This window comes from Robiginitalea myxolifaciens (assembly GCF_900115205.1).
Taxonomy (GTDB): Bacteria; Bacteroidota; Bacteroidia; order Flavobacteriales; family Flavobacteriaceae; genus Robiginitalea; species Robiginitalea myxolifaciens.
Window position 1 is genome coordinate 794556 of sequence record NZ_FOYQ01000001.1, and the last position, 22232, is coordinate 816787.

Genomic DNA, 22232 nt, shown 5'->3' on the forward strand with positions numbered 1-22232 from the left:
TATCGAGGTTACATATTAGTCCAGGCGCAGTCTTCCCCCGTGCGCTATAATTTTTGTCCTTCTAAAACCCCACAACTTATGAGCGGACGAGAACGCTCTACATATATCCTTTTTTTATTTAACCCCACAAACACTATTTGAAATGAGAGTGAAAACTACGCTATTGCTTTTATTGGCCCTGTGCTGCTCAATCGTTGCCTCCGCGCAATGTAGCGGTGCAACCTTTCAGGAGCAAAACGGCATTGTCGTAATCCAGGCCGAAAATGTCAGTACCACTGGCTCATGGGCCAAACAATCCTCCCAATCCGGATCCACCGGTAGCGGTTACCTGAACTGGACCGGATCCGAATTTTTCGGAACTCCCGGGAATGGCCTGATCCAATATACGGTAAGGATTAATTCCCCAGGGACCTACCGCTTTAACTGGAGGACGAAAATTGGTATTGGAAACAACAGTACAGAACACAACGATACCTGGTTGCGAATTCCAGGGGCAGCAGATTTCTACGCCCAAAAAGGAAACAGCCGCATCTATCCGAGAGGAACAGGCAAAACTCCAAACCCGGAAGGAGCCAGCTCCAACGGATGGTTTAAGGTTTACATGAATTCCCTGCAATGGACCTGGTCTGCATTTACCAGCGACTTTGACGGACACGTAATTTATGTACGTTTTGCAACCGCAGGTGTGTACACTATTCAATTATCAGCCCGTTCTCGCGGACACTTGATCGATCGAATGGTACTCTATAAAGAAAGCCAATACGGCGCTGGATCTGCCCAGGATCTGTCCCGGGCCGAAACACTTTGCGACGGCAATCCTACGCCTCCACCATCAGGTGGCGGTGGCGGTGGCGGCGGTACTGGCGGTGGCGGTGGCACCGGTGGTGGTGGCGGAGCAGCCAATACGGCTCCAACCGTGAACATTACCAGTCCTTCGAATGGAGCTACAATTGCTCCAGGCAGTAACGTAAGCATTGCTCTGAATTCCAATGATTCCGACGGGAACGTCGTTCAACACCGCATCTTCGTTAATGGTGCTGTGGTAGATACAGACGGTGCGGGCTATACCCCTCATGTGATCAGTAATATTGCCAGTGGAAGTTACACCGTTCGCGCTTCGGTAACCGATAACGACGGGGCCGTGGCGAATGACGAAATCACCTTTACCGTAAGCGGAAGCACCGGCGGTGGTGGAAACACTGGTGGTGGCGGAAGTACCGGAGGCGGTGGAAGCACTGGAGGTGGCGGAAGCACCGGAAATGCAGCACCTACCGTAAACATTACCAGTCCTGGTAATGGGGCCAACGTTGCCGTTGGTAGCAATGTTTCCGTAAATCTGAGCACCAATGACAGTGACGGAACCGTTGTTGAACATAAGATATTCGTAAATGGAACCCTGGTAGATACCGATGGTCCCGGATTTACACCACATATTATCACCGGAATTGCCGCGGGTAACTATACCGTCCGCGCCATGGTAACCGACAACGATGGTGCAACCAGTGAAGACACCGTTAGCTTTACTGCCGGAGGTGGCTCAGGCGGTGGAACCGGAGGTGGAACTGGTGGAGGCACTGGTGGAGGAACCGGTGGAGGCAATGGAGCTCCTACCGTAAGCATTACCAGTCCTTCAAATGGAGCAAATGTTGCTGTAGGTAGTAACGTATCCGTTAACCTATCAGCCAATGACGCCGATGGAAGTGTTGTAGAGCACAAGATTTTCGTAAACGGGCGCCTTGTCGATACCGATGGTGCCAACTTTACGCCTCACATTATTGTTGGGGTTGCTGCAGGAGGCTATACCGTCCGGGCACTGGTTACCGACAATGATGGTAACACCGGTGAAGCTACTATCAATTTCAGCGCCGGAGGTACCGGTGGTGGATCTGGTGGTGGAACCGGAGGTGGATCTACGGAAACTGTTGTTTTCAACCTGATCAATCCGTCCAATAATACCAGCCTTGGAGCTTTAAATAACGGAAGCAACATCGCCAATGGTAGTTCTTTGAACATACAGGTTTCCACTTCTGTATCCGGTGCGGGTAGTGTCGTATTTGGTCTGAGTGGAACACAGAGCAGAGGATGGGTGGAAAGCACCGCCCCCTATGCCTTGTTTGGAGATTTCAATGGAGACTATATCGCCGGAAGCCTTGCTCCTGGAAGCTACATCTTGTTGGCAACCTTCTATTCTGGGGCTAGAGGTACTGGCTCCGTTGTCGATAGCAGAACCATCAGCTTCACGGTATCAGGATCCGGAAGGGAAGTAACAGACGTTAAGGCTGTTGCCTACCCGAACCCAACCCCTGACGGGACGTTGTCCGTTAAGTTCCCTCGCGTAATGGGAGCCGAAATTGGATACAACCTGATGTCTCCTGCAGGCCAGTTAATCGCCTCTGGGGTTATCGAGAATGCTACGGCTTCCGATGCCGCTGAGCTTAAACTGCCAGCATTACAAAACAGTCAGGAAGGAATCTATTACCTGATTGTAACGGATGGTGCGCAATCGTATACCATCCCGGTTATTCGCAAATAGTGAAGCATCGTAAATAGGAATATTTACATGCTGAGGTAAACAGAAAACCCTGGTCGTTAAGACCGGGGTTTTCTTTTATGCTTATTTACCGTTTACCGAATATTCTTCCCACGCATCCGTAAAAACCTCATTTTGATCGAATAGCAAAAAGGCATTGCCCTCAATTTTAGTATATTGGGAGTAAACACTATAGGATTATGGAAAATAATATCTCCGCCGGCACACGTGTCCTGAATGGATTTCTGAGAATTATGGTCGGTACACTTATCGTCGTATTGGGCGCAGTGGTTGTCTGTATGATCCTGGCGGCTCTTGGAGTTTTTTAAAGGCCAAACGAAAAACGAAACTTAACCCTCTGCTGAATCGCAGGGGGTTTTTATTTGCCAAACGGCGAGCTGTGACCAAAGGACGCTTTCAGCAATCGATCCATAATAGCTACTCCGATTCCTTCTTTCGGAACGGGCTCCGCAATAATCAGTTCCAGACCGGCATGTTGCAGGTCGTGCATCGCTCCAAAAAGGCCGGCTGCATATTTGCTGAGATCCCCATCTTCGGCGAGTAGGCGCACTTCTTTAAAGGGTGCAGGCGCAGGGCCGCTCAAACCAATATAGCCTGTGCGTTCGGGGTCAATAGATTGAATCAATTCCGGCGTACTTAGCATAAAGGGAATGACCGGGCTATAGTGGGAATCCATCATTCCCGGGGCTTCGGTAATAGAGGAACCCGGAAGTTCCGGGGCTTCGGGGACCAGGCGCAACAAATCGTTTCGGGTAATGGCCCCGGGACGCAACAAACGGAATCCGTCCTCCTGTAAGGCCACGATAGTGGATTCTATCCCCACCCGGGTGATCCCGCCATCCAGCACTTTATCCACACCAGGCAGATAGCGGTCTACGTGCCAGGCCCGGGTCGGGCTAATGCGTCCGAACTTATTGGCACTGGGGGCAGCTAGTGGCCGGTCTGCTTCACGGATCAATTCCAGGGCAATGGGATGGTCCGGCATTCGGATCCCTACCGTTGGGAGGCCTGAAGAAACGATGTCGGGCACAACATCCGATTTCGGCACGACCAAGGTCAATGGACCTGGCCAAAAAGCTTCTGCCAGGGTGTACATCATCTTGTTTCGGAATGTCGTCAGGGTTTCGGCCCGGGCAATACTATCGACATGCACGATAAGCGGATCAAAAGACGGGCGTTCTTTAAGTTCATAGATCTTTGCCACGGCCAAAGGATCCAGGGCATTGGCTCCTAATCCATATACCGTCTCGGTAGGAAATGCCACAAGCTTCCCCGCGCGAATGAAGGCAGCTGCCTCTTTGATATCCTTTTTGTTCCCTGTCATTTTCAGAAGTACGACCCTGAGACCGCCTTAAAATAAAAAACCCATCCGGCGGGATGGGTTTCCTTAAGTGCAGATGAAAGGACTCGAACCTTCACGCCTTGCGGCACTAGTACCTGAAACTAGCGTGTCTACCAATTCCACCACATCTGCAGCTTTTGGTATTGCTTACCAAAGCGGCGACAAATGTACTAATTTTTTTGGCTGACTGCGTAATATTTCGAGTCATTTCACAAAGAGTGGCAGCGGAATATTAAATCTTTACTAAATCCTGCTTTTTAGCCTGAATTCAACGCCTGGGATTTGGGTTAAATCGATGTAAATCCTTACATTTTACCTTGCTAAATTCAATACACTAACAATGAAGTTAAAATTCTTTTTTGCACTCTGCTTTCTGGCCGCAATAAGCCTGCAGGCCCAGTATAAGCAAACTGCCTCCGTGGAGGGAATCACGGAGTATCAACTAGACAATGGCCTTAAGGTATTGTTGTTCCCCGACAATTCCTCCCAGACCATTACGGTCAACATCACCTACCTGGTAGGGTCCCGCCATGAAGGATATGGAGAAAAGGGGATGGCGCACCTGTTGGAGCACCTGGTTTTTAAAGGAACCCCAAACCACCCGGACATTCCAAAAGAGCTGAGTTCTCATGGTGCCCGTCCGAACGGAACCACCTATTACGACCGCACCAATTATTTTGAAACGTTTAATGCCACCGAAGAGAACCTCGACTGGGCCCTGGATCTGGAATCCGACCGGATGATGAATTCCTTCATCGCCCAGGAAGACCTGGAATCCGAGTTTACCGTGGTGCGCAATGAATTCGAAAGCGGAGAAAACAGCCCGTTCCGTGTGCTGATCCAAAAGGTAACCGACGCGGCCTACCTCTGGCACAACTATGGGAATTCCACCATTGGTAACCGATCGGATATCGAAAGGGTTCCGATTGAGAACCTCAAGGAATTCTACCGTAAATTTTATCGTCCGGATAACGCGGTATTAATGATTACCGGAAAATTCGAGAACGAAGCCATGATGGAAAAAGTGGTGGAGAAATTCGGCCCGTTGAAGGCGCCGGACATGCCCATCCGGGATTCCTATACCGAAGAGCCTGCTCAGGACGGTGAGAAACGCGTAACCGTTAGCCGTGTAGGCGACATTCAACTCGTTGCTTCCCTCTATCACGGCCCTGCTGGGTCGCATCCGGATTACGCCGCTATGGCGATTGTGGAAGAAGTACTCACCGATGAGCCTTCCGGACGCCTGTACAAGGCGCTGGTAGAATCCCAAAAGGCTTCTTCCGTTTGGTCCTTCTCCCCTTTCCTCAAGGAACCCGGCTTTATATTCATCAATGCGGAGGTACCTTCCGATAAAGATGCCGATGAAGTGGAACGCATCCTGAAGGAAACCCTTGATGGTCTTAAAGACAATCCGATTACCGAAGAAGAGTTGAAACGCGCCCAGGCCAACCTGGCCAAGTCTACAGATCAGATGATGCGCAATTCCTCCTTCCTCGGACTCAATATGAGTGAATATATCGGAGCTGGCGATTGGAGGCTCGCCTTCATTACCCGGGACCGGGTAGCTGAGGCAACCCTGGAGCATGTCAACAAAGTGGCTGCCAAGTACTTCATCCCGTCTAACCGCACCATCGGAAGATTCATGCCTACCGAGAATCCTGTACGTGTTGAGATTCCTCACACCCAGGGTCTGGAAGAACTCGTTACCTCCTACAAAGGCAAAGAGGACATGGGTACGGGAGAAGCCTTTGACGTTAGCTATGACAATATCCAGCAGCGTCTGGATCAGGGTCAATTAGACAACGGGATCCAATATGGCTTCATCGAAAAGCAAAATCGGGCCAATGCCGTGAACCTTAATTTCAGTATGCGTAACGGGGATGTAAATTCCCTGATGAACAAAGGGGTGATTCCCGGATTCACCGCGCAGATGCTGAATAAAGGAACAACGTCACGCAGCAGACAACAGATCGAAGATGAGCTCAGCGCATTGAAATCTTCGATTTTCCTTACTGGTCGCAACGGAAACGTTTATGCCTATATCTCTTCCACAAAGGAAAACCTGATGCCTACCGTGGAGCTGATGACGGATATGATTAAGAATCCGGCCTTTGATCCGGCAGAGCTTGAAAAACTCAAGACCGAACGAATCGCTGCCCTGGAACTCAATAAGACAGAGCCGCAATCTGTAGCCGGGCGTCGCCTTTCGGAAATTAACAACCATTATCCCAAAGGACATCCGAATTATGCGATGTCTCTGGAGGAAGAAATGGAGGCCATCAAGGCAGTAACCATAGATGATCTGAAGCAATTCTACAACGACTTCTATGGCTTGGGGAAATCAATCACCATCGGGATCGGAACCTTCGAATCAGAAGAGGTTAAGGCGTACCTTCAAAAGGAATTCGCCGGATTTGATGACGCTGAGGACTATGCGGAAATTAAATCGCCGTTTCATGCGAATAACGTCGCCAATGAAAACATCATTACCCCGGATAAAAAGAATGCGATCACCTTTGGCGTTCTTGGGGTAAAAATGAGTCAGGACGATAAGGATTATCCGGCATTACAAATCGCTGCCACTGTTTTCGGAGGAGGCTTTTTGAATTCTCGTGTTGCTGAGCGCCTGCGTCAGAAAGACGGGGTCAGTTATGGAGCCGGTGCAAGTCTTAATGCAGATAGTGACAAGGACGACCAAAATTCATCCCTTTTCGTTTATGCCATCTACAATCCAATGAACCTGGATAAGGTCCAGCTCGGATTTACAGAAGAAACCCAGCGCTTTATTGATGGGGGGATTACCGAGGAGGAACTCACCAATGCCGTAAATGGTTGGATCCAGGGGCAGAATGTGAGCCGAGCCAAAGACAATGAGCTGGCGTCCGTCATTAACAACAACATCTACTACAGTCGGGACATGTCCTATCAAAAGGAAATGGAGGCTAAGGTAAGCGCCCTGACTGTTGCCGATGTCAACGCAGCCATTAAGAAGTACTTTAAACCCTTCTCAGAGTGGACCGTGGTCAATGCCGGAGATTACAATGCCGGTGACGCCTCCGGAACAGAAGAGGAATAAAGTTCACGATCCAAAAACAGGGAACATCCTGTAATTAATTTGAAAAAAGCTCCCGTTAAATCCGGGAGCTTTTTGTTTATATTCAAAATTCAAAAAAACTTGCGATGGATTATTACACCCTGATGTACCTACACCTGGCCACCGTAATACCGTGTTTTTTAATTGGCACAATGCTCCTAATGCTAAAGAAAGGTACGGGTATCCATAGATCTTTCGGGAGGGTTTACATGATCCTTATGCTAATAACCGCGACAATAACACTTTTTATGCCAGCCGATGTGGGGCCCAGATTTTTGAATCACTTTGGCTGGATTCATAGCTTTAGTTTTCTTACCATATATACCGTGCCGACGGCATATTGGGCTATTAAAAAAGGTAACGTCAAATCGCATAGCAGGAAAATGGTCCTCCTTTATTTTGGTGCGATAATAATCGCAGGTGGATTTACCTTTTCCCCTGGCCGTTACTTGCACGATTTATTCTTTGGCTAGGCAACATCGAACGAGCTTCTGGCGTTTTCAGGATATGAAATTTCATCCTTTCCAGCTACTTTTAATAACACCGCTACTCTTCCTGAGCTGTTCTTCAGAAGATAGTCCGCGCGAGGAGGTAATGCCAGACACTTTCATTTTTGAGGACGATTTTGAAACGGTCTCCGGGGAGTTGGACGAACTCTTTCCTACCGATCAATCCAGATGGTCCACATTACAACAGACGAATCCAAGTGGTGCCGTGAATGAGATTTCGGTAAGTACTGCCCGGTCGAGTTTGGGCGCTTCCTCCCTAAGGATCCTGGCTCGGCAATCGGACGCCTTGCTTTCCAAAATGGATATTGAAAAAAACGGCTTGAACATTGCCCCGGGTAGTCGGGTAAGCATTGCGGCAGATTTCTTTATCCCAGGTACCCAGCCCCTGACGAATTTACTGTTGATTGACCTGGAATGTTGTTCGTGCTGGGACCCGGAAGTGGGCGATAACTTCGGTGCGGAAAACCAATGCCCGGGAGTGCGGCTTATGATGACCGGAGACAATGACTACCTGGCTATAGAGCGCGGTAAGATCTCCGGTACCACACTCGTGCAATCTGCTGTTCCTTTTCCGAGAAATGAGTGGGTAAACGTCGTTTGGGAAATGACGCTTGCCCCTGATGATACCGGTCAGAACATCCTGAGGATCGAAGGGGTCGAAGTAATTAATGAAAGTGCAATGAATCTGCCCAGCGCAGCCGTTTTCCGAGAGGTATTCGCCCAGGAAGGCATCGCCTTTGAGCTGGCAGACCCCGCTTTTTATGAACGTGTTCAAATCGGGGCTACGGCCAATCCCATAGCCGGCGATGTCGAGATCTATATAGATAACTTTTCGATCCGAATCGAGCAATAAAAAAAGCCGACTGTTAAAAGTCGGCTTTTTTCGTGCAGGCGGAGGGACTCGAACCCACACACCTCGCGGCACTAGATCCTAAATCTAGCGTGTCTACCAATTCCACCACGCCTGCGATTGGGAGGCAAATATACACTTTTTATTCCTCTGGCGCTTTCTTAAATTTATCCCTCCGGCAAAGAACTTTTCCTGCCGCAGGTTCACCAAAACGAAATTGCATACATAAATGACTTCTATTTCCTCCTATATTGAAAAACACAAGCAACGCTTTCTGGACGAATTGCTCGATCTCCTGCGCATTCCGTCCGTCAGTGCGGATTCCAATTACGCTAAAGATGTCCACCGCTGCGCCGCAACCGTTGCCGAATCCCTGCGCAATGCAGGTTGTGAGCACGTGGAAATTTGTGAAACCTCGGGCTATCCTATCGTATATGGTGAGAAGAATGTAAATCCGGATCTTCCTACTGTACTGGTCTATGGGCATTACGATGTGCAGCCGCCCGATCCGCTGGACCTCTGGAATTCCCCACCGTTTGAACCGGTAATCAAGGAAACGAAACTACATCCCGAAGGCGCAATTTACGCTCGTGGGGCTTGCGACGACAAAGGCCAATTCTACATGCACGTTAAGGCGCTGGAATATATGGTTAGCGAGGGCGCCTTACCCTGCAATGTGAAGTTTATGATCGAAGGGGAAGAGGAAGTGGGCAGCAAAAGCCTCGGGACTTTTGTACGTGAGAACCGGGAGAAACTGGCCAATGACATTATCCTGATTTCAGATACCGGGATGATCGGGAGGAATGCTCCCTCAATTACTACAGGATTGCGGGGCCTAAGTTATGTGGAAGTTACCGTTACCGGTCCGAATCGGGACCTGCATTCCGGATTGTATGGCGGAGCCGTCGCCAATCCTATCAATGTTCTGGCACAAATGATCGCCTCCTTACACGATGAGAATCGCCGGATTACCATCCCCGGATTTTATGATAAAGTCCAGGAGGTTTCCAAGGAAGAACGTCAACTGCTGGCCGCTGCTCCGTTTGATCTGCAGGAATATAAGGATGCGCTGGATATCCCTGACGTTATGGGGGAAGCTGGCTATGCCACCCATGAACGCAATGCCATCCGCCCCACCCTCGATGTAAATGGAATTTGGGGTGGCTATATCGGGGAAGGCGCTAAAACAGTGATCCCTTCTCAAGCCCATGCTAAACTTTCCATGCGTCTGGTACCGGATCAGGATTGGGAAGAGATTACCGAATTATTCCAGAAGCACTTCGAAGCCATAGCGCCAGAGGGGGTAAGCGTAGCGGTTCGCCCCCATCACGGCGGGCAGGCTTATGTAACTCCAATGGACCACATCGGGTATCAGGCCGCTCACAAGGCCTATGAAACCACCTTTGGCAAAGCGCCTGTGCCCCAGCGGGGTGGAGGAAGTATCCCAATTGTAGCCCTCTTCGAAAAAGAATTGGGCAGCAAGACGATTCTAATGGGATTTGGCCTGGACAGCGACGCTATCCACTCCCCTAATGAGCATTTTGGCATTTGGAATTACTTCAAGGGGATTGAAACGATTCCACATTTCTATCAGCACTTTACCGCGCTTAGCCAGGGGGAATAAGTAGCCCTGGATTCTGCAGATAAACGGGCAGCATACCAGCTAAATGGCAAAACTTTAACTAAACTACATTTGTAGAATTAAAGATTTATTCTATGTTTGTAGAAAGGATTTAGCATATCCGTATAAAAAGCCTTGCTCATGAAATTATCCGCTGCAGAAGAAGCCCTCATGCAACTGCTTTGGGAGAACCAACCGGTTTTATTGAAGGATTTGGTAGAAGCCCATCCCGAGCCGCGTCCTGCCCAGACCACCGTGGCAACCCTGCTCAAACGTATGCAGGAAAAGGGCTATGTGGCTTTCACTTCCCGAGGTCGTGCCCGGGAGTATTCGGCCACGGTAAGCAAAAAGGAATATTTTTCCGGACACTTCAATAAACTAATTGCCAATTTCTTCAACAACAGTAAGGCCCAGTTTGCTTCTTACTTTACGCGGGAAACGGATTTGACCAAAGAGCAGCTAGAAGATCTCAAACGCCTGATTGAGGCAGAAATCGATAAGAAATGATTGAGTACCTGATTAAATCCAGCGCCTGCCTGCTCATCTTTTTCCTGTTTTATCGCCTGGTACTGGAAAGGCAAAGCAACCATGTCTTTAAGCGATTTTACCTGCTGGGCAGTTTACTGGCTGGCCTGGGAATACCCCTGCTAATCCTGGGCGAAACTGTTATTGCACTGGCTCCGGATTCCGAATCCCTGGTTGGTGCACTTCCGGATCCTGAAATAGGCGATGCCCTGCTTACAACTTCTCCGGGGGAGAATGGAAAGATCCTCACCAACGAATACCTCTTAAATCCGGATTTCTGGGAAGCCTTTTACTTTATTGGGTTGTTGATTTTCGGGGCTTACTTTATCTGGAATCTGTCCTTCCTCCTGCATAAAATATATGGCAACAAGCGCTTACGGGAGACCACTCACACCAAGGTCTTGTTGGAGCAACCTGAGCCACCGCACACTTTCCTTCGCTTCCTCTTCCTCGGACAGCAGGCCTACGCGGATAAAAATATTCCGGAATCCGTCCTGCAACACGAACAAACCCACATAGACGAGAAACACAGCCTGGATGTGCTCCTGGCCGAATTCCTGCGCCTGATCTTTTGGTTCCATCCCCTGGTGTGGGCTTATTGCAGGGCAATTCGACTCAATCACGAATTCCTCGCAGATCGAAAAGTAATAGCAAAAGGCTACTCGGCACTCGAATACCAGCACGCCTTACTGGCTTTTGCGCAAAACAGTAATCAGCCGGCATTATCACATGCCATTCATTATTCATCAATCAAAAAACGAATTCAGATCATGAAGACAAACACCTCAAAACGCCGCAATAAACTGGCCTTGTTGTTGCTCACTCCGATTATCGCGTTGACCGTCCTGAGTTTCAGCAGTAGAAAAATTACGTATCAACCTGTACCGGATGAATCGATTAGTCTGGAATACCTGAGTCCGGATGCACTGCGATGGAACGGGTCGGATTATACGCCAGAAGCGGCAGCCAAATTGGTAAAGGAAACCGCTGGAGAAGCTGCCTCCGTGCTTATTACGGCCCCACATGAAATTACGGCCGCTGCCACGCAGCGTATTGGATCGGCCTTTCAAGCGGCAGGGATTGATCAGATACAGATTAATGCGGACACCTATCGCATGCCTGTCCAAGAATATTCAGACCAGGTGGCTACTGAATCTGCCGGAGTACTAATGCGAGCCAACCGCCTTGTCCTGGAAGAGGAGGAACCCATTGCGGTCCAGCAGGAAAGCGCTACCCGGGAGGAAATGAAAATCTACAACGGTTTGGCTAAGAAGTATAATGCCATGATCGCCAAGGGAAAGGTGCAAGTGTATATGAAGGAAGTGGAGCGCATGATGTACATCTATAACAAAATGAGCGAGAAGCAGCGTGCGGATGCTGAGCCTTTTCCTGATTTCCCTGATCCCCCGCCTCCACCGCCCACACCGACACCTTCTCCCCAGGCAACCAAAATGGCTACGCCTCCCCCGCCTCCACCGCCAGCCCCAGGGGCAGTTAGTGGCAGCGCGCCTTCCCCCAAGCTACCTCCGCCGCCACCTCCGCCACCAACTATGGAGGAAATCCTGGCTAAACTGAAGGCTTCGGGTATGGAAAACACCACCTTTTACTTTAATGGAAAAGCCCTGAATAAAAAAGATGCCATTCGAATTATGGAAGATGGGAAAGCCAGCAGCGTAAGTATTCAGACCAAAAATGACGGAAGTACCGTGGTCAAGCTGTCGAATTAACCTCCAAAGTTTACGTTAAAAGTTAAAAGCGGCGTAACATTTCCCGGCAGGTCGCGTTCTAATGAATACACCAAACCGAGAACACATGCTACGTCGCTTTTTTATTCTCTGCTCAGGAGCAGACCGTACCATCCTTGAAGAGTGCTCCGAAGGAGAAAACAACAAATACGCCGGAATCGGCGCCACCGTCTTTTTTACTGCAGTTATGGCCTTCCTGGCCTCGGCCTATGCCCTCTACACTGTCTTTGACAATGTATGGGCCGCCGTAGGCTTTGGGCTCATTTGGGGACTGCTGATTTTTAATCTCGACCGCTACATCGTTTCTACGATGCGCAAACGGGATAGTTTCTGGAAGGAACTCCTCCAGGCCGGCCCTCGTATAGTGCTTGCCCTGATTATTGCCGTGGTCATTTCCAAACCCCTGGAACTTAAAATTTTCCAGAAGGAAATTGATCAGGTCCTGCTGGAGGAAAAAAACCAGATGACCCTGGATAACCAGGAGCAACTGGCCCTTCAATACGCTCCGGCCATAGCCGAAAAACAAGCCGAAATTGCTGCGATAAAAGACGAAGTAGCCTCCAAAGAAGCCGCCACTGACGCTTTATATGAAACCTACATCGCCGAAGCAGAAGGACGTGCCGGAACCGGACTCTTGGGCAAGGGACCGGTTTATGCCGAAAAGCGCGAAAAGCACGATGCCGCCCTAGCAGAACTACAGGATCTTAAATCCAGTAGTCGGGAACAGATCGCGGTCATAGAAGATGAAATCCTTGCCCTGGAAGCGGGATATGCAGAAGCCGTGGACACGAGCCAGCCGGTAATCGATGGATTCGATGGGCTAATGGCGCGGATCGACGCCCTGGGTAAACTTCCCTGGTTCCCTTCCTTTTTTATATTCCTCCTGTTTCTGGCCATAGAAACCTCCCCCATCCTGGTAAAGTTGATGTCGCCTAAGGGACCTTATGATTTAAAATTACAGGATGCAGAAGATTCCGTGGAATCCTGGGTCAAGCAGAAAGTAGATCAGCGTTTCCACATCGCGGATACCGACAGGCAGCTCAATGAAAAAGTCTACGGGGAAATTTCGGAGGAGGAAGCGGTTTACCGGCACAAGAAAGAACAAGCCGAAGCCCTCATGCAAGCCCACGGGGATTTTTTTGCAAAAATAGAAAGGGGTAGATTTTAAGAATTTTTCCGGCCTATTAGCTGAGTTGTTCCAATTCGGCCTTTAGCTTCTTCGTGAGGGAAGCGACCACCAGATTATATGAATCATCTACCAGCTCAATGACGAGTTTGGCGGGTAACTCGGTAATGTGAACGGTATTCCAGTGCACCTTGTTCATATGCCAGCCCGGAAGGATTCGTCCGTCGTATTCTTCCCTTAGGGCCAGGGCTTTCTCCGGATCGGATTTCAAATTTATTTGAGGAGGGATACGGTCCAGGCCGGAAACGGCAAACATCTTTCCCATAACCTTAAAGACCAGCGCATCGGCACCAAATGGGAAACCTTCGGTTACCCCCGGTTTGGAAAGACAGTATTCCCGCAGTTCTTCGATATGCATGATTTTTCCTTTTACTTATCGATCCCCATGGCATCGTAAACCACCACCTTCTCCCAAAGGTGCTGGGCCTCTTCAATAAAATCCAAATGCGGCTGATCGTCCTGGTAGGCCTGTTGGGCTTCGGCCGATTCAAAGGTTACAATCAGGTTGTAGGTAAAACTGCCATCTACTACCCCGCGGGTGGCTACAGGGGGCGTCCCGATAAAATGGGTCTTGGCGTAACCCGATCGGGAAAGGAATTTTGTGAGGGCGGCTTCAAAGGCCTGGCGATCGTCTTCCTTGTCTGGATTGTGTAACCAGAAGTAAACGACGTGGGCGAAATTCGAATCAAAGGTTTTCATAGCATCCTGTGTTTGTTGCTCGGTTTCATTAGTAAGTGCTGCAGTCTCCGCCGTAGCGTCTTCGGGACTAGTTGTCGTTTCGGTTTTATTGTCTTTACAGGAGAAAAGGCTTCCGGCCAGAACCAGGGCAAAGACTCCTTTTAGGAATATTGATTTCATTTGTAATTATTCTTTTAATTCTTTACGCTCCTGTTCCAACTGCAACGCCTCGGCCGAATCCAGTTCGAGGGCACTGTAATCCAGGCGCCAGCCAATGGTCTCCACCAGCTTTTCCATGAGTAACAGGGTTTCCATGGCCTCCCGGCGGGCCGATTCCATCAGGCCGCTCCCAGGAATCTTCTCGCGAATATGGGCCTTGGCCTCCTTGTTCAGGGTCGTGAGATCATCGGGAGTAAAGGCATTGAAAAGGTCGTTTCGGATATCGTAGAATTCCAGGTCCGGCTCTATGGAAAGGATTTCGGGCTGGGGGAAATCCTGAAGGTATATGGTCTTCTTGGCATCGTCGGCCCGGATGCGGATCTTTTTAAAATCAAAACCGATCTGGGCCTTGGCATTGATTACAATCAGGGCTTTTTTCTTGGTGCTGAAAAGTTTTCCAAAGTGGGACTTGCGATTCTCGAAGCGATAGATTTCCGCAAAGTCTCCCTCAACTGAAATCAACTTGCAAACCGAACGGATCTGCTGGAGTAAAACAGTAGACTGATGTTGGGTTTTACTGCGTCGGCTACGACCACTGATCAGGCTGTAAATCCCATAGGTGAGCAGCGCCCCCAATACCAATCCAATAAAGACTTCGATCATGGTATAAATATAGCCTTTTTACCTCAGGACTTTGGCTGGAAAGACAATGGGTCGGCTCGGGCAGGCATCATTAATCATAGGTCCCAGCTGCAGATTTAAAAGATAGATTCCATCTTCAAGAGATTCGGGAATCGCCAGCAATTCTGAAATTGTAGCTTCCGGGCGAAAGTCAGGACCGGGCTCACGGTCTTCGCCTATCCCCCAAAAAATACGGTGGGCCATGAGCGCGCCACCATCCTCCTCCGGATCTACCGACGGCAGGTTAATCAGCAGGTGTTCAATCCCATGGACAACCAGTGCCTGCATGGCTGCGGGGGTCAAATAGGGTGGATTACTCCCGGACCAGTTGGCCGGTGCATCCAAATTCTCCGGAGCCGTCATTAGCATCAATTCCGGACTAACCAAGCGCAGGATGATCGCAGTTATTTCGGGAGCCAGGGTTTTACCTTCGAAAAAATGGGCCGGAATACCTCCATTTGCATCCAGGGCGCCTTCATTTATCGTGAGTAACTGCGCAAACTGCAGGGCTGGAGGCGGGTTAAGGGTCAAAGGCCGAATTTCCCGTAAGACGTGTCCGCAGGATTCCGTGTGCGTACCGTGGGCATGTGGGTTAAATTGGACATTGTTAAAATTGACACTTCCCCCTGCCTGGACACTCCCAATAAATTCTCCGATTTGCAAAGGTGAAATTGTTGCAGGTGAAATTTCCCAGGCTGTGGTACCCCCATCGGATACCGGAAGACTCAGGTCTGTTGGTGCGGTAAGATCTACATCCGCTTCGATACCCCCTACTGTTATCCGTTGCCAGGCCATCTGCTTGTTTTATTCCAAATTAAGCATAAAGAGGTCGCTCGCAATACCGTCCGCAAGGAATTTTGCAGCCCGTGCAGTAAATAGCCTTTCCTCATCCTCAAAGAGCCAACCTTTACGGATATACGATTCGGCTTGCATCTTCAAATAGTTTTCGTATTTCGGCCCGATTTCTTCGCGTATCCTATGGTAGGAAACCCCCCACTGCGTTCGCAGCCCCGTCATCACGGCTTCGTTGTAGCGGTCGCGATCGGTCAAGGTTTCCGTTTCGAAGTAGCTTTCGCCCTGATCCAGCGCCCGGGTATACTTTATGTTATTCCGGACATTCCATCGGCGCGTTCGCCCGTCATAGGAGTGGGCAGAAGGTCCAATCCCGAGGTAGGGCTTCCCCAGCCAATAGGAACTATTGTTTTTGGAGTAGTAGCCATCCCGGGCAAAATTGGAAATCTCATAGTGCTGATATCTGGCTTCATCGAGGCGCTGCATCAGGATCTTAAAATCGTCCTCCGCCCGTGTATCCGAAACATCCGGGGATTTCCCGGTTTGGATCATGTGCTCCAAAGCGGTATTCTCTTCCACGGTTAGTGCATAGGCCGAGATGTGTGGCGGGTTATAGCCAAGGGCCGTATTCAGGGTAGCCTCCCATTGTTCGGGCGAGCTGCCAGGTATCCCGTAGATCAGATCGATGGAATAATTATCGAAGTGCTGCGCCATCAGGGCCAGGGCACTATGGGCCTGTTGCTGATTATGGGCGCGATTCATCCAGCGTAATTCTTCTTCTTCAAAACTCTGAATCCCCAGACTCAGGCGATTGATCCCAACTTGTTTCCAGGCCTGAATTCGCGATTCGTCCAGATCGTCTGGGTTGGCTTCCAGGGTAATTTCCGCATTGTCTTTCACCGTATACTGCTTGCGAATTGCAGAAATAAATGCCCCGATCTGATCCGCCTTCAGCAGGGAGGGCGTTCCTCCGCCAAAGTAAATCGTGGCTACTTCCCCCTGCACTTCCCCACTGCGGTCCCTTAATTCCTGATGCATGGCACCGAGCACCGGTTCCAGGTGTTTTAAACGGGTGGAAAAATGGAAATCGCAGTAATGGCAAGCCTGTTTACAGAAAGGGATATGGAGGTAGATGCCGGACATGCGTTGCGATTATTCGCTGACCCGGTTTCCCTGTTGCTTTACAAAAGACTCCCAACCGGTATATTTCTTGCCACCGGTAGGATTGCCCATATTGTAGAAATGGCAAACCGCTGCGGCCAGGCCATCGGTGCTGTCCAGGTTATTGGGCAGGGTCTTTAGCCCGAGCAGGGTCTGCAGCATACGAGCCACCTGCTCCTTACTCGCATTTCCGTTCCCGGTAATGGCCATTTTGATTTTCTTGGGCAGGTATTCGGTAATGGGTACCTGACGGGAAAGTCCGGCAGCCATAGCAACCCCCTGGGCGCGGCCCAATTTCAACATCGATTGCACGTTCTTTCCAAAGAAAGGGGCTTCGATAGCAATTTCATCGGGGTGATAGGTATCGATCAATTCAATGGTTCGGTCAAAGATGAGCTTGAGTTTGGTAAAAGGATCGGAATACTTCCGCAGCACCAGTTCATTCATCTGAATAAACTCCATTTTACTTCCCTGGACCCGGATAATCCCGAATCCCATAATCGTGGTTCCCGGGTCAATCCCGAGGATAATGCGTTCCGAAAGTTTGCCTTGCAGGGTAGCCATTATTCTTTTGCTTTTAAGACAAGGGGAATCCGAAATTCGGCCGCCACCGGCACCCCTCTTTTCAAGGCGGGTTCCAGCGGGGGAAGGTCCGACATACTCCGACTCATGGTCTCATAGATCCCCGGGTACTTATTTGCCGTGGCGTTGGTAAAGGCGGTCGAATCCAGGGTAACAACTCCCTGTTGATCTACGGTAAAGTCCAACCAAAGCGTGTCCCCGGCAGGCCCCTGAAAGGTTACGCCGTTTTCCTCCATAATCAGGGATAGATTCATGAGCATGGTGCTTTCAAAACAGTCTTGTTGTCTGAATTTCGAGGCGGTTTCATCACAAATCTCGAAGAGGGGAAACTGGTCGAGCTGATTGAAATCTATTTGTTTCATCTCCTCCTCAACATAAGCTTTGGTCCGGGCCTCGCGCGACGCGAACCATTGACAGGAACTTAATCCTGACAGCAATACTACCCCTAAAACCAATCTGATCCTCGCCAAAATAATTTCCAAATCAGCCCACTGATTTGAAATTTCAGTTTAAGCTGGATGTTGCTGGAAAATTACGACTTATTTGGGATTATCGGCAGACTCCTCTGCGAGTTGCCTCAGTCGCTTTCGGGCTGTATTGGTAAAGTAGTTGTCGTATTTGCCATACGTATTGAGATAGTCCTCATAAGCCCGGGCAACGACTTCACGGTCGGCATAGGTCTTATCCATCAGGGTGCAGATCTGGTAATCTACCCGTAAACTGGGCCCGATTTCCTCCCGTACGAGCAAATAGTATTTCAGCGCGAGTTCAAAATTCTTAGCGCCTTGTTCCAGTCGGCCTAATGCCTGGTGCTCAGCTGCCAGCGCAGGTTCCTTTGCCGCAATCGCTTTTTTGAAATAGATCCGGGCGCTATCCCGCTGAAATTCCAACTCAAAAGTCCGCCCCATACCGTAATAGGCCATGGCTTCACTCCCTTCAAATGTCTCGAGATTACGGAATGCAATCCGTGCGCTATCCAACCTGGAGAGCACAATATAGGACTCCCCCAACTTCTCCCAGATATGATCCTTTTCCTCTCCCATTGCAATCAGCCGCCAGAATTCCGGAATAGCTTCCCGGAAACTGTCCCGATTGTATAAGGCCTGGCCCTTGAGATTTATCAGAACAGGATGATTGGGATTGGTGCGCATACCGAGTTCAGTAAACAGAAGCGCAGAATCCGGCTCATTCTGACGGATATACTGGGTGCTCAGACTCATAATGGCCCGTAAATGCGTGGTATCCTGAGCAATGGCCTCCCGCCAGTTTTTAATGGCTCCTTCCGGGTTTGCCCTGCTGAAATCCATGAGTCCCCGGTAAAACAAAAATTCGGACTGGCCGGGATGTTGCTGGAGTAAGGTGTCCAGGTGTTTGGCAGCTATAAGGTAATTCTTGTCCTTATAGTGCATACGGGCCAATTCAAAGCGCGAAAGTGCCCAGGCGGGGTATTGCGTAACCAGCTCCTCGTACTGCTCCCGTGCTTTGCGCTCCAAACCAATGGCATTGTAAGCTCGCGCTATTTGCAATTGTGCCCGGCGATCCTCCAATTTGGAATACGCCCGTATCGCAGCATTGTAATTGCCTACGGCATACAGGCTATCGGCCCGAGCCGGGTTCCGGACCTCCTGCGCGCGAACCTGGGTTACCACCCCAAGCAGGAAAAACACTAAAAATCCCGATAATCTCTTTTTAATAGCAATGATCTTTTAATACTGCTAATCTAATTTAAATACAATGGGCAGCGAAAAGGGGACCTTAACCGCACCGCCTTCATGTATTCCCGGCTTCATTTTTGGCAGCCGGCCTATAATCCTTCTCACCTCCTCTTCTAACAGCGGATGTGGTCCACGGGTCGCAATTTTTTCAATCCCACCGTCGATCCCAATGGTAAAAATGACAGCAACGCGACCCTGAATCCCCTGGGCTTCCGCCTCTTCGGGATAATTGAAATGCTTACGCACATGCTCTATCATTTTCTTGTTGAAACACGCTTTGGGATCCGCTGCATCTTCGCAACCTGGGAAAACGGGTACCTCATCAATAACCGCAAACGGGACCTCGACAATAGCGCGGTTGTCCTTGGTATTACCCGAAGCGGTGGCATTTTCGCCCGGAAATTCCACATCTCCGGAACTACCGCTGGCCTTTTCGATCGCAGCGACTAAGTCATCGAGGATGGCTTGGCGTTGTTCCGGGGTCAGGTCTTCGTTCTGATTGAGTATTTCCATCATTCGCGCCTTATAATCGGCAACTTTTTCCCCTTCGGTCAGGGCAACATCGCTTATGGCAGCAGGTTCTGACTCCTGCTCACAAGCGCTTACCCAAAGCATTGCTCCCAGTAGTGGAAGGACCAGTAAATAGGTAATAATATTGGATTTTCGGGTGGATTTTCTCTGTAACATTTTAATGCGTTTTACGATTAGTGATTTCTTGAAAAAGGTATGCCCCAGGATCCCGGAGGGAACCCCAAATACCTGCCCGAGGAGTTCCCGGTAATATTGTTCCGGAGGATTGCCGGAAACGACCGTGGCGTCTGCGGCAAATTCGTGGACCTCGTCCAATAAGCGATGGTAAATCCATAATATCGGGTTAAACCAAAAAGGGATTCTCAAGGCTTCCAACAAGACTACGTCCAGGCTATGCCACTGTCGGGCATGAGCCAGTTCGTGCTCCAGAATTCGTTTTTCCTGTGCTGCGTCTAACAATTCCCCGAGGAAAATCCAATGGAAAAAGGAGAAGGCTTGGTCCGACCCGGGCAACCGGACAATGTGCATGGCTTCGAAGCTTTCGGATCGGTTTCCGCGGGACAACCCATGAAGCTTACTCAGGCGAAATAGCAACCAGAACAGACTCATTACCGCCCCACCTGTCCAGATCGCCAGTATCCAGGAGAACCCAGAGGTCGCGCTACCCGGCCCCAATACAATGGCCTCCAGCTCAATCAGATTGGTCTCGACTAGGGCCATGTCCAGGGCTGGCAAGCTTGAATTCCTGAAAACCGGTAATTCGATTAACGGCAGGACCAGGGACACGACCAGGCTACCTACAAGAAAGACCCGATTACTGCTGAAAAAAGTCATCCGCCGCAGGGCTACCAGGTAAAAAAGTATAAACAGGGATTGAAATAATAGTGTCTCCAGTATGTATGCAATCATGATTCCTTGTCTTTAAGTTCTTTCATTAGGGCTTCCAGTTCCTTGAGGCTGAGGTCTTCCTTTTTCATAAAGAAGGACACCAGGCTTTTATAGGAACCCTGGAAATAACCGTCGACCAATTTTTCCAGAGAACTATGGCTGTAGGCCGATTTCTCCACAATCGGGAAATACTGGTAGCCTTTGCCTTGTTGCTCATGATCTACAAAACCTTTGTTTTCCAGGATCCGGACTATGGTCGAGACCGTGTTGTAAGCGGGTTTGGGTTCGGGTAATTGCTCAATTATGCCCGCGACATTGGACTTCTGGAGCTCCCAGAGTATTTGCATTACCTCTTCTTCTGCCTTGGTTAATTGCTTCATAAGTGCCGGTTGAGGCATGCAATATAACTAATTTTTTAGTTTTAACTAATTATTTAGTTGAAAGTTTGTGGCTATTATCTTCCCGAATTGACTTTCCAGTTGTAACACTTTCCCAATTTCCACGTCTAATGCGCTATGGAAATTGTACTTCTTGTCCTGGGACTCTTATGTGTGATCATTGGAATTCTCGGCAGTTTTCTACCTGTTTTGCCCGGACCCCCGATTAGTTGGCTGGGGTTACTCCTCCTCTACCTTACCCCTTCCGTGCCGGACAATTGGTGGTTTCTGGTTATTACTGCGGTGATTGCCCTGGCCATTACCGCACTGGATTACTGGTTCCCGGTAATGGGGACGAAAAAATTTGGTGGAAGCCGTGCCGGGATGATCGGAACGACCATTGGCCTGGTAGTCGCCATATTTTTCCCGGTATTGGGTATTTTCGGGATTGTAATCTGGCCTTTTGTAGGGGCCCTGGTCGGGGAGTTGACCAATAATTCCAACCGGGAAGGTGCGGTCAAGGCGGCCTTTGGATCCTTTCTCGGTTTTCTGACCGGGACCTTTCTCAAGTTTGTAGTGGCAATCGTCTACTTTGGCTTTTTTATTCAGATTGCCTGGCGTTACCGGGAAGGGCTGTTCGCCTTTGAACTATTCAGCTCATCGGGATTCTGATACGTCCTCAGTGGCCTACGTCACAACCATGCAACCACCTCTTCCAGTGGTTTGCGATCTACGGCTTCCGCTGGAATTTCAGGATACCCCATATAGAAGAATCCCAGGCAGCGCTCCCCTTCGGCCAGCTCCAGAAATTCCCCCATATATTTTATCAAACCGGGCGAGCTCCAATAGGCGCCGATTCCTAAATTCGTAGCCACGAGCCACATATTCTGAACAGCCATGGCTGTAGCCGCAATCTCTTCCCATTCGGGCACCCGATTCTCAGGATCCCGCTGCATGCAGATTACAATCATGGCCCCGGCTTTAGCGGGATTATTCAACAGCTTTTGAGCCTTGAATTTCTTGGGATTCTCTTCCGTAGCCAGGTATTTTTCACTGAGAAATTTTCCCAGTTCCACCCGAGTATCGGCTGTAAGAACCTTCAATCTCCAGGGTTCCGTCTTGCGGTGGGTAGGTGCCCAACGGGCCGCTTCTACTATTCGCCTAACGAGGTCATCGGGGATTTGTTGGGAGGAATATTGTGCCGGGAAAATCGACCGACGCTTTCGAATGAGTTCTTCAACCATA

The 22232-nt window shown here is 49.6% G+C and carries 22 protein-coding genes and 2 tRNA genes; 10 read left to right on the plus strand and 14 right to left on the minus strand.

Annotated elements, in window-relative coordinates; translation table 11 throughout:
* The first annotated feature begins 142 nt into the window (after positions 1–142).
* The gene (locus tag BM318_RS03500) at positions 143–2533 is read left to right on the plus strand and encodes an Ig-like domain-containing protein (protein WP_177218249.1); all 2391 of its coding nucleotides are present in this window, start codon (positions 143–145) and stop codon (positions 2531–2533) included.
* Between the two features lie 197 nt (positions 2534–2730).
* Positions 2731–2859: a hypothetical protein gene (locus tag BM318_RS14510; RefSeq protein ID WP_262501540.1), complete on the plus strand. Its 129-nt coding sequence runs from the start codon at positions 2731–2733 to the stop codon at positions 2857–2859.
* A gap of 50 nt (positions 2860–2909) precedes the next feature.
* On the opposite strand, the gene BM318_RS03505 is transcribed toward BM318_RS14510, so the two are convergent.
* Both BM318_RS03505 and BM318_RS03510 read right to left on the minus strand, forming a co-directional pair.
* Positions 2910–3875 (minus strand): L-threonylcarbamoyladenylate synthase, encoded by a 966-nt coding sequence (locus tag BM318_RS03505; RefSeq protein WP_092980716.1) that lies wholly within the window; start codon positions 3873–3875, stop codon positions 2910–2912.
* A gap of 68 nt (positions 3876–3943) precedes the next feature.
* A tRNA-Leu gene (locus tag BM318_RS03510) sits at positions 3944–4025 on the minus strand.
* A 208-nt stretch (positions 4026–4233) separates the two neighbouring features.
* Here BM318_RS03510 and BM318_RS03515 point away from each other — a divergent pair.
* The 3 genes from BM318_RS03515 to BM318_RS03525 all read left to right on the plus strand — a co-directional run bounded on the left by BM318_RS03515 (position 4234) and on the right by BM318_RS03525 (position 8349).
* Positions 4234–6969: a M16 family metallopeptidase gene (locus BM318_RS03515; RefSeq protein WP_092980718.1), complete on the plus strand. Its 2736-nt coding sequence runs from the start codon at positions 4234–4236 to the stop codon at positions 6967–6969.
* 122 nt (positions 6970–7091) lie between these two features.
* Positions 7092–7460 carry a DUF2306 domain-containing protein gene (locus tag BM318_RS03520; RefSeq protein ID WP_262501551.1) on the plus strand — a complete coding sequence of 123 codons (369 nt, stop codon included), beginning with the start codon at positions 7092–7094 and terminating at the stop codon, positions 7458–7460.
* A 34-nt stretch (positions 7461–7494) separates the two neighbouring features.
* The gene (locus BM318_RS03525; protein ID WP_092980722.1) at positions 7495–8349 is read left to right on the plus strand and encodes a hypothetical protein; all 855 of its coding nucleotides are present in this window, start codon (positions 7495–7497) and stop codon (positions 8347–8349) included.
* Between the two features lie 33 nt (positions 8350–8382).
* Here BM318_RS03525 and BM318_RS03530 read toward each other — a convergent pair.
* Positions 8383–8464, minus strand: a tRNA-Leu gene (locus BM318_RS03530).
* A 111-nt stretch (positions 8465–8575) separates the two neighbouring features.
* Here BM318_RS03530 and BM318_RS03535 point away from each other — a divergent pair.
* The 4 genes from BM318_RS03535 (at position 8576) to BM318_RS03550 (ending at position 13405) form a co-directional block, all read left to right on the plus strand.
* Positions 8576–9970: a dipeptidase gene (locus BM318_RS03535; protein WP_092980724.1), complete on the plus strand. Its 1395-nt coding sequence runs from the start codon at positions 8576–8578 to the stop codon at positions 9968–9970.
* 138 nt (positions 9971–10108) lie between these two features.
* On the plus strand, positions 10109–10474 hold the full coding sequence (locus tag BM318_RS03540; RefSeq protein ID WP_092980726.1) for a BlaI/MecI/CopY family transcriptional regulator: 366 nt from the start codon (positions 10109–10111) through the stop codon (positions 10472–10474).
* Positions 10471–12219, plus strand: coding sequence for a M56 family metallopeptidase (locus BM318_RS03545; RefSeq protein WP_092980728.1), 1749 nt, complete (start codon positions 10471–10473; stop codon positions 12217–12219). Before BM318_RS03540 ends, BM318_RS03545 begins: the two co-directional genes overlap by 4 nt.
* An 85-nt stretch (positions 12220–12304) precedes the next feature.
* Positions 12305–13405 (plus strand): DUF4407 domain-containing protein, encoded by a 1101-nt coding sequence (locus tag BM318_RS03550; RefSeq protein WP_092982052.1) that lies wholly within the window; start codon positions 12305–12307, stop codon positions 13403–13405.
* Between the two features lie 16 nt (positions 13406–13421).
* On the opposite strand, the gene BM318_RS03555 is transcribed toward BM318_RS03550, so the two are convergent.
* The 10 genes from BM318_RS03555 to BM318_RS03600 all read right to left on the minus strand — a co-directional run bounded on the left by BM318_RS03555 (position 13422) and on the right by BM318_RS03600 (position 20990).
* Complete coding sequence (locus tag BM318_RS03555) at positions 13422–13781, minus strand: MmcQ/YjbR family DNA-binding protein (RefSeq protein ID WP_092980729.1); 360 nt, start codon at positions 13779–13781, stop codon at positions 13422–13424.
* An 11-nt stretch (positions 13782–13792) separates the two neighbouring features.
* Positions 13793–14281 (minus strand): Dabb family protein, encoded by a 489-nt coding sequence (locus BM318_RS03560; protein WP_317040335.1) that lies wholly within the window; start codon positions 14279–14281, stop codon positions 13793–13795.
* 6 nt (positions 14282–14287) lie between these two features.
* Positions 14288–14923 carry a DUF4230 domain-containing protein gene (locus tag BM318_RS03565; RefSeq protein WP_394333324.1) on the minus strand — a complete coding sequence of 212 codons (636 nt, stop codon included), beginning with the start codon at positions 14921–14923 and terminating at the stop codon, positions 14288–14290.
* An 18-nt stretch (positions 14924–14941) separates the two neighbouring features.
* Positions 14942–15736 (minus strand): cyclase family protein, encoded by a 795-nt coding sequence (locus BM318_RS03570; protein WP_092980732.1) that lies wholly within the window; start codon positions 15734–15736, stop codon positions 14942–14944.
* 9 nt (positions 15737–15745) lie between these two features.
* On the minus strand, positions 15746–16876 hold the full coding sequence (gene hemW / locus BM318_RS03575; RefSeq protein WP_092980734.1) for a radical SAM family heme chaperone HemW: 1131 nt from the start codon (positions 16874–16876) through the stop codon (positions 15746–15748).
* Positions 16877–16885: 9 nt separating this feature from the next.
* On the minus strand, positions 16886–17458 hold the full coding sequence (gene ruvC, locus BM318_RS03580; RefSeq protein WP_092980735.1) for a crossover junction endodeoxyribonuclease RuvC: 573 nt from the start codon (positions 17456–17458) through the stop codon (positions 16886–16888).
* Positions 17458–17838, minus strand: a complete 381-nt coding sequence (locus BM318_RS03585; protein WP_143099911.1) for a hypothetical protein — start codon at positions 17836–17838, stop codon at positions 17458–17460. Before BM318_RS03585 ends, ruvC begins: the two co-directional genes overlap by 1 nt.
* A 177-nt stretch (positions 17839–18015) precedes the next feature.
* Complete coding sequence (locus tag BM318_RS03590) at positions 18016–19143, minus strand: tetratricopeptide repeat protein (protein WP_092980740.1); 1128 nt, start codon at positions 19141–19143, stop codon at positions 18016–18018.
* A 48-nt stretch (positions 19144–19191) separates the two neighbouring features.
* Positions 19192–20631 (minus strand): M56 family metallopeptidase, encoded by a 1440-nt coding sequence (locus tag BM318_RS14365; RefSeq protein ID WP_177218250.1) that lies wholly within the window; start codon positions 20629–20631, stop codon positions 19192–19194.
* Complete coding sequence (locus tag BM318_RS03600; protein ID WP_092980742.1) at positions 20628–20990, minus strand: BlaI/MecI/CopY family transcriptional regulator; 363 nt, start codon at positions 20988–20990, stop codon at positions 20628–20630. Before BM318_RS03600 ends, BM318_RS14365 begins: the two co-directional genes overlap by 4 nt.
* A gap of 135 nt (positions 20991–21125) precedes the next feature.
* On the opposite strand from BM318_RS03600, the gene BM318_RS03605 reads away from it, so the two are divergent.
* Positions 21126–21659 carry a DUF456 domain-containing protein gene (locus tag BM318_RS03605; RefSeq protein ID WP_092980744.1) on the plus strand — a complete coding sequence of 178 codons (534 nt, stop codon included), beginning with the start codon at positions 21126–21128 and terminating at the stop codon, positions 21657–21659.
* 20 nt (positions 21660–21679) lie between these two features.
* Here BM318_RS03605 and BM318_RS03610 read toward each other — a convergent pair whose 3' ends face one another.
* On the minus strand, positions 21680–22231 hold the full coding sequence (locus tag BM318_RS03610; protein WP_092980746.1) for a nitroreductase family protein: 552 nt from the start codon (positions 22229–22231) through the stop codon (positions 21680–21682).
* Position 22232 lies beyond the last annotated feature (1 nt).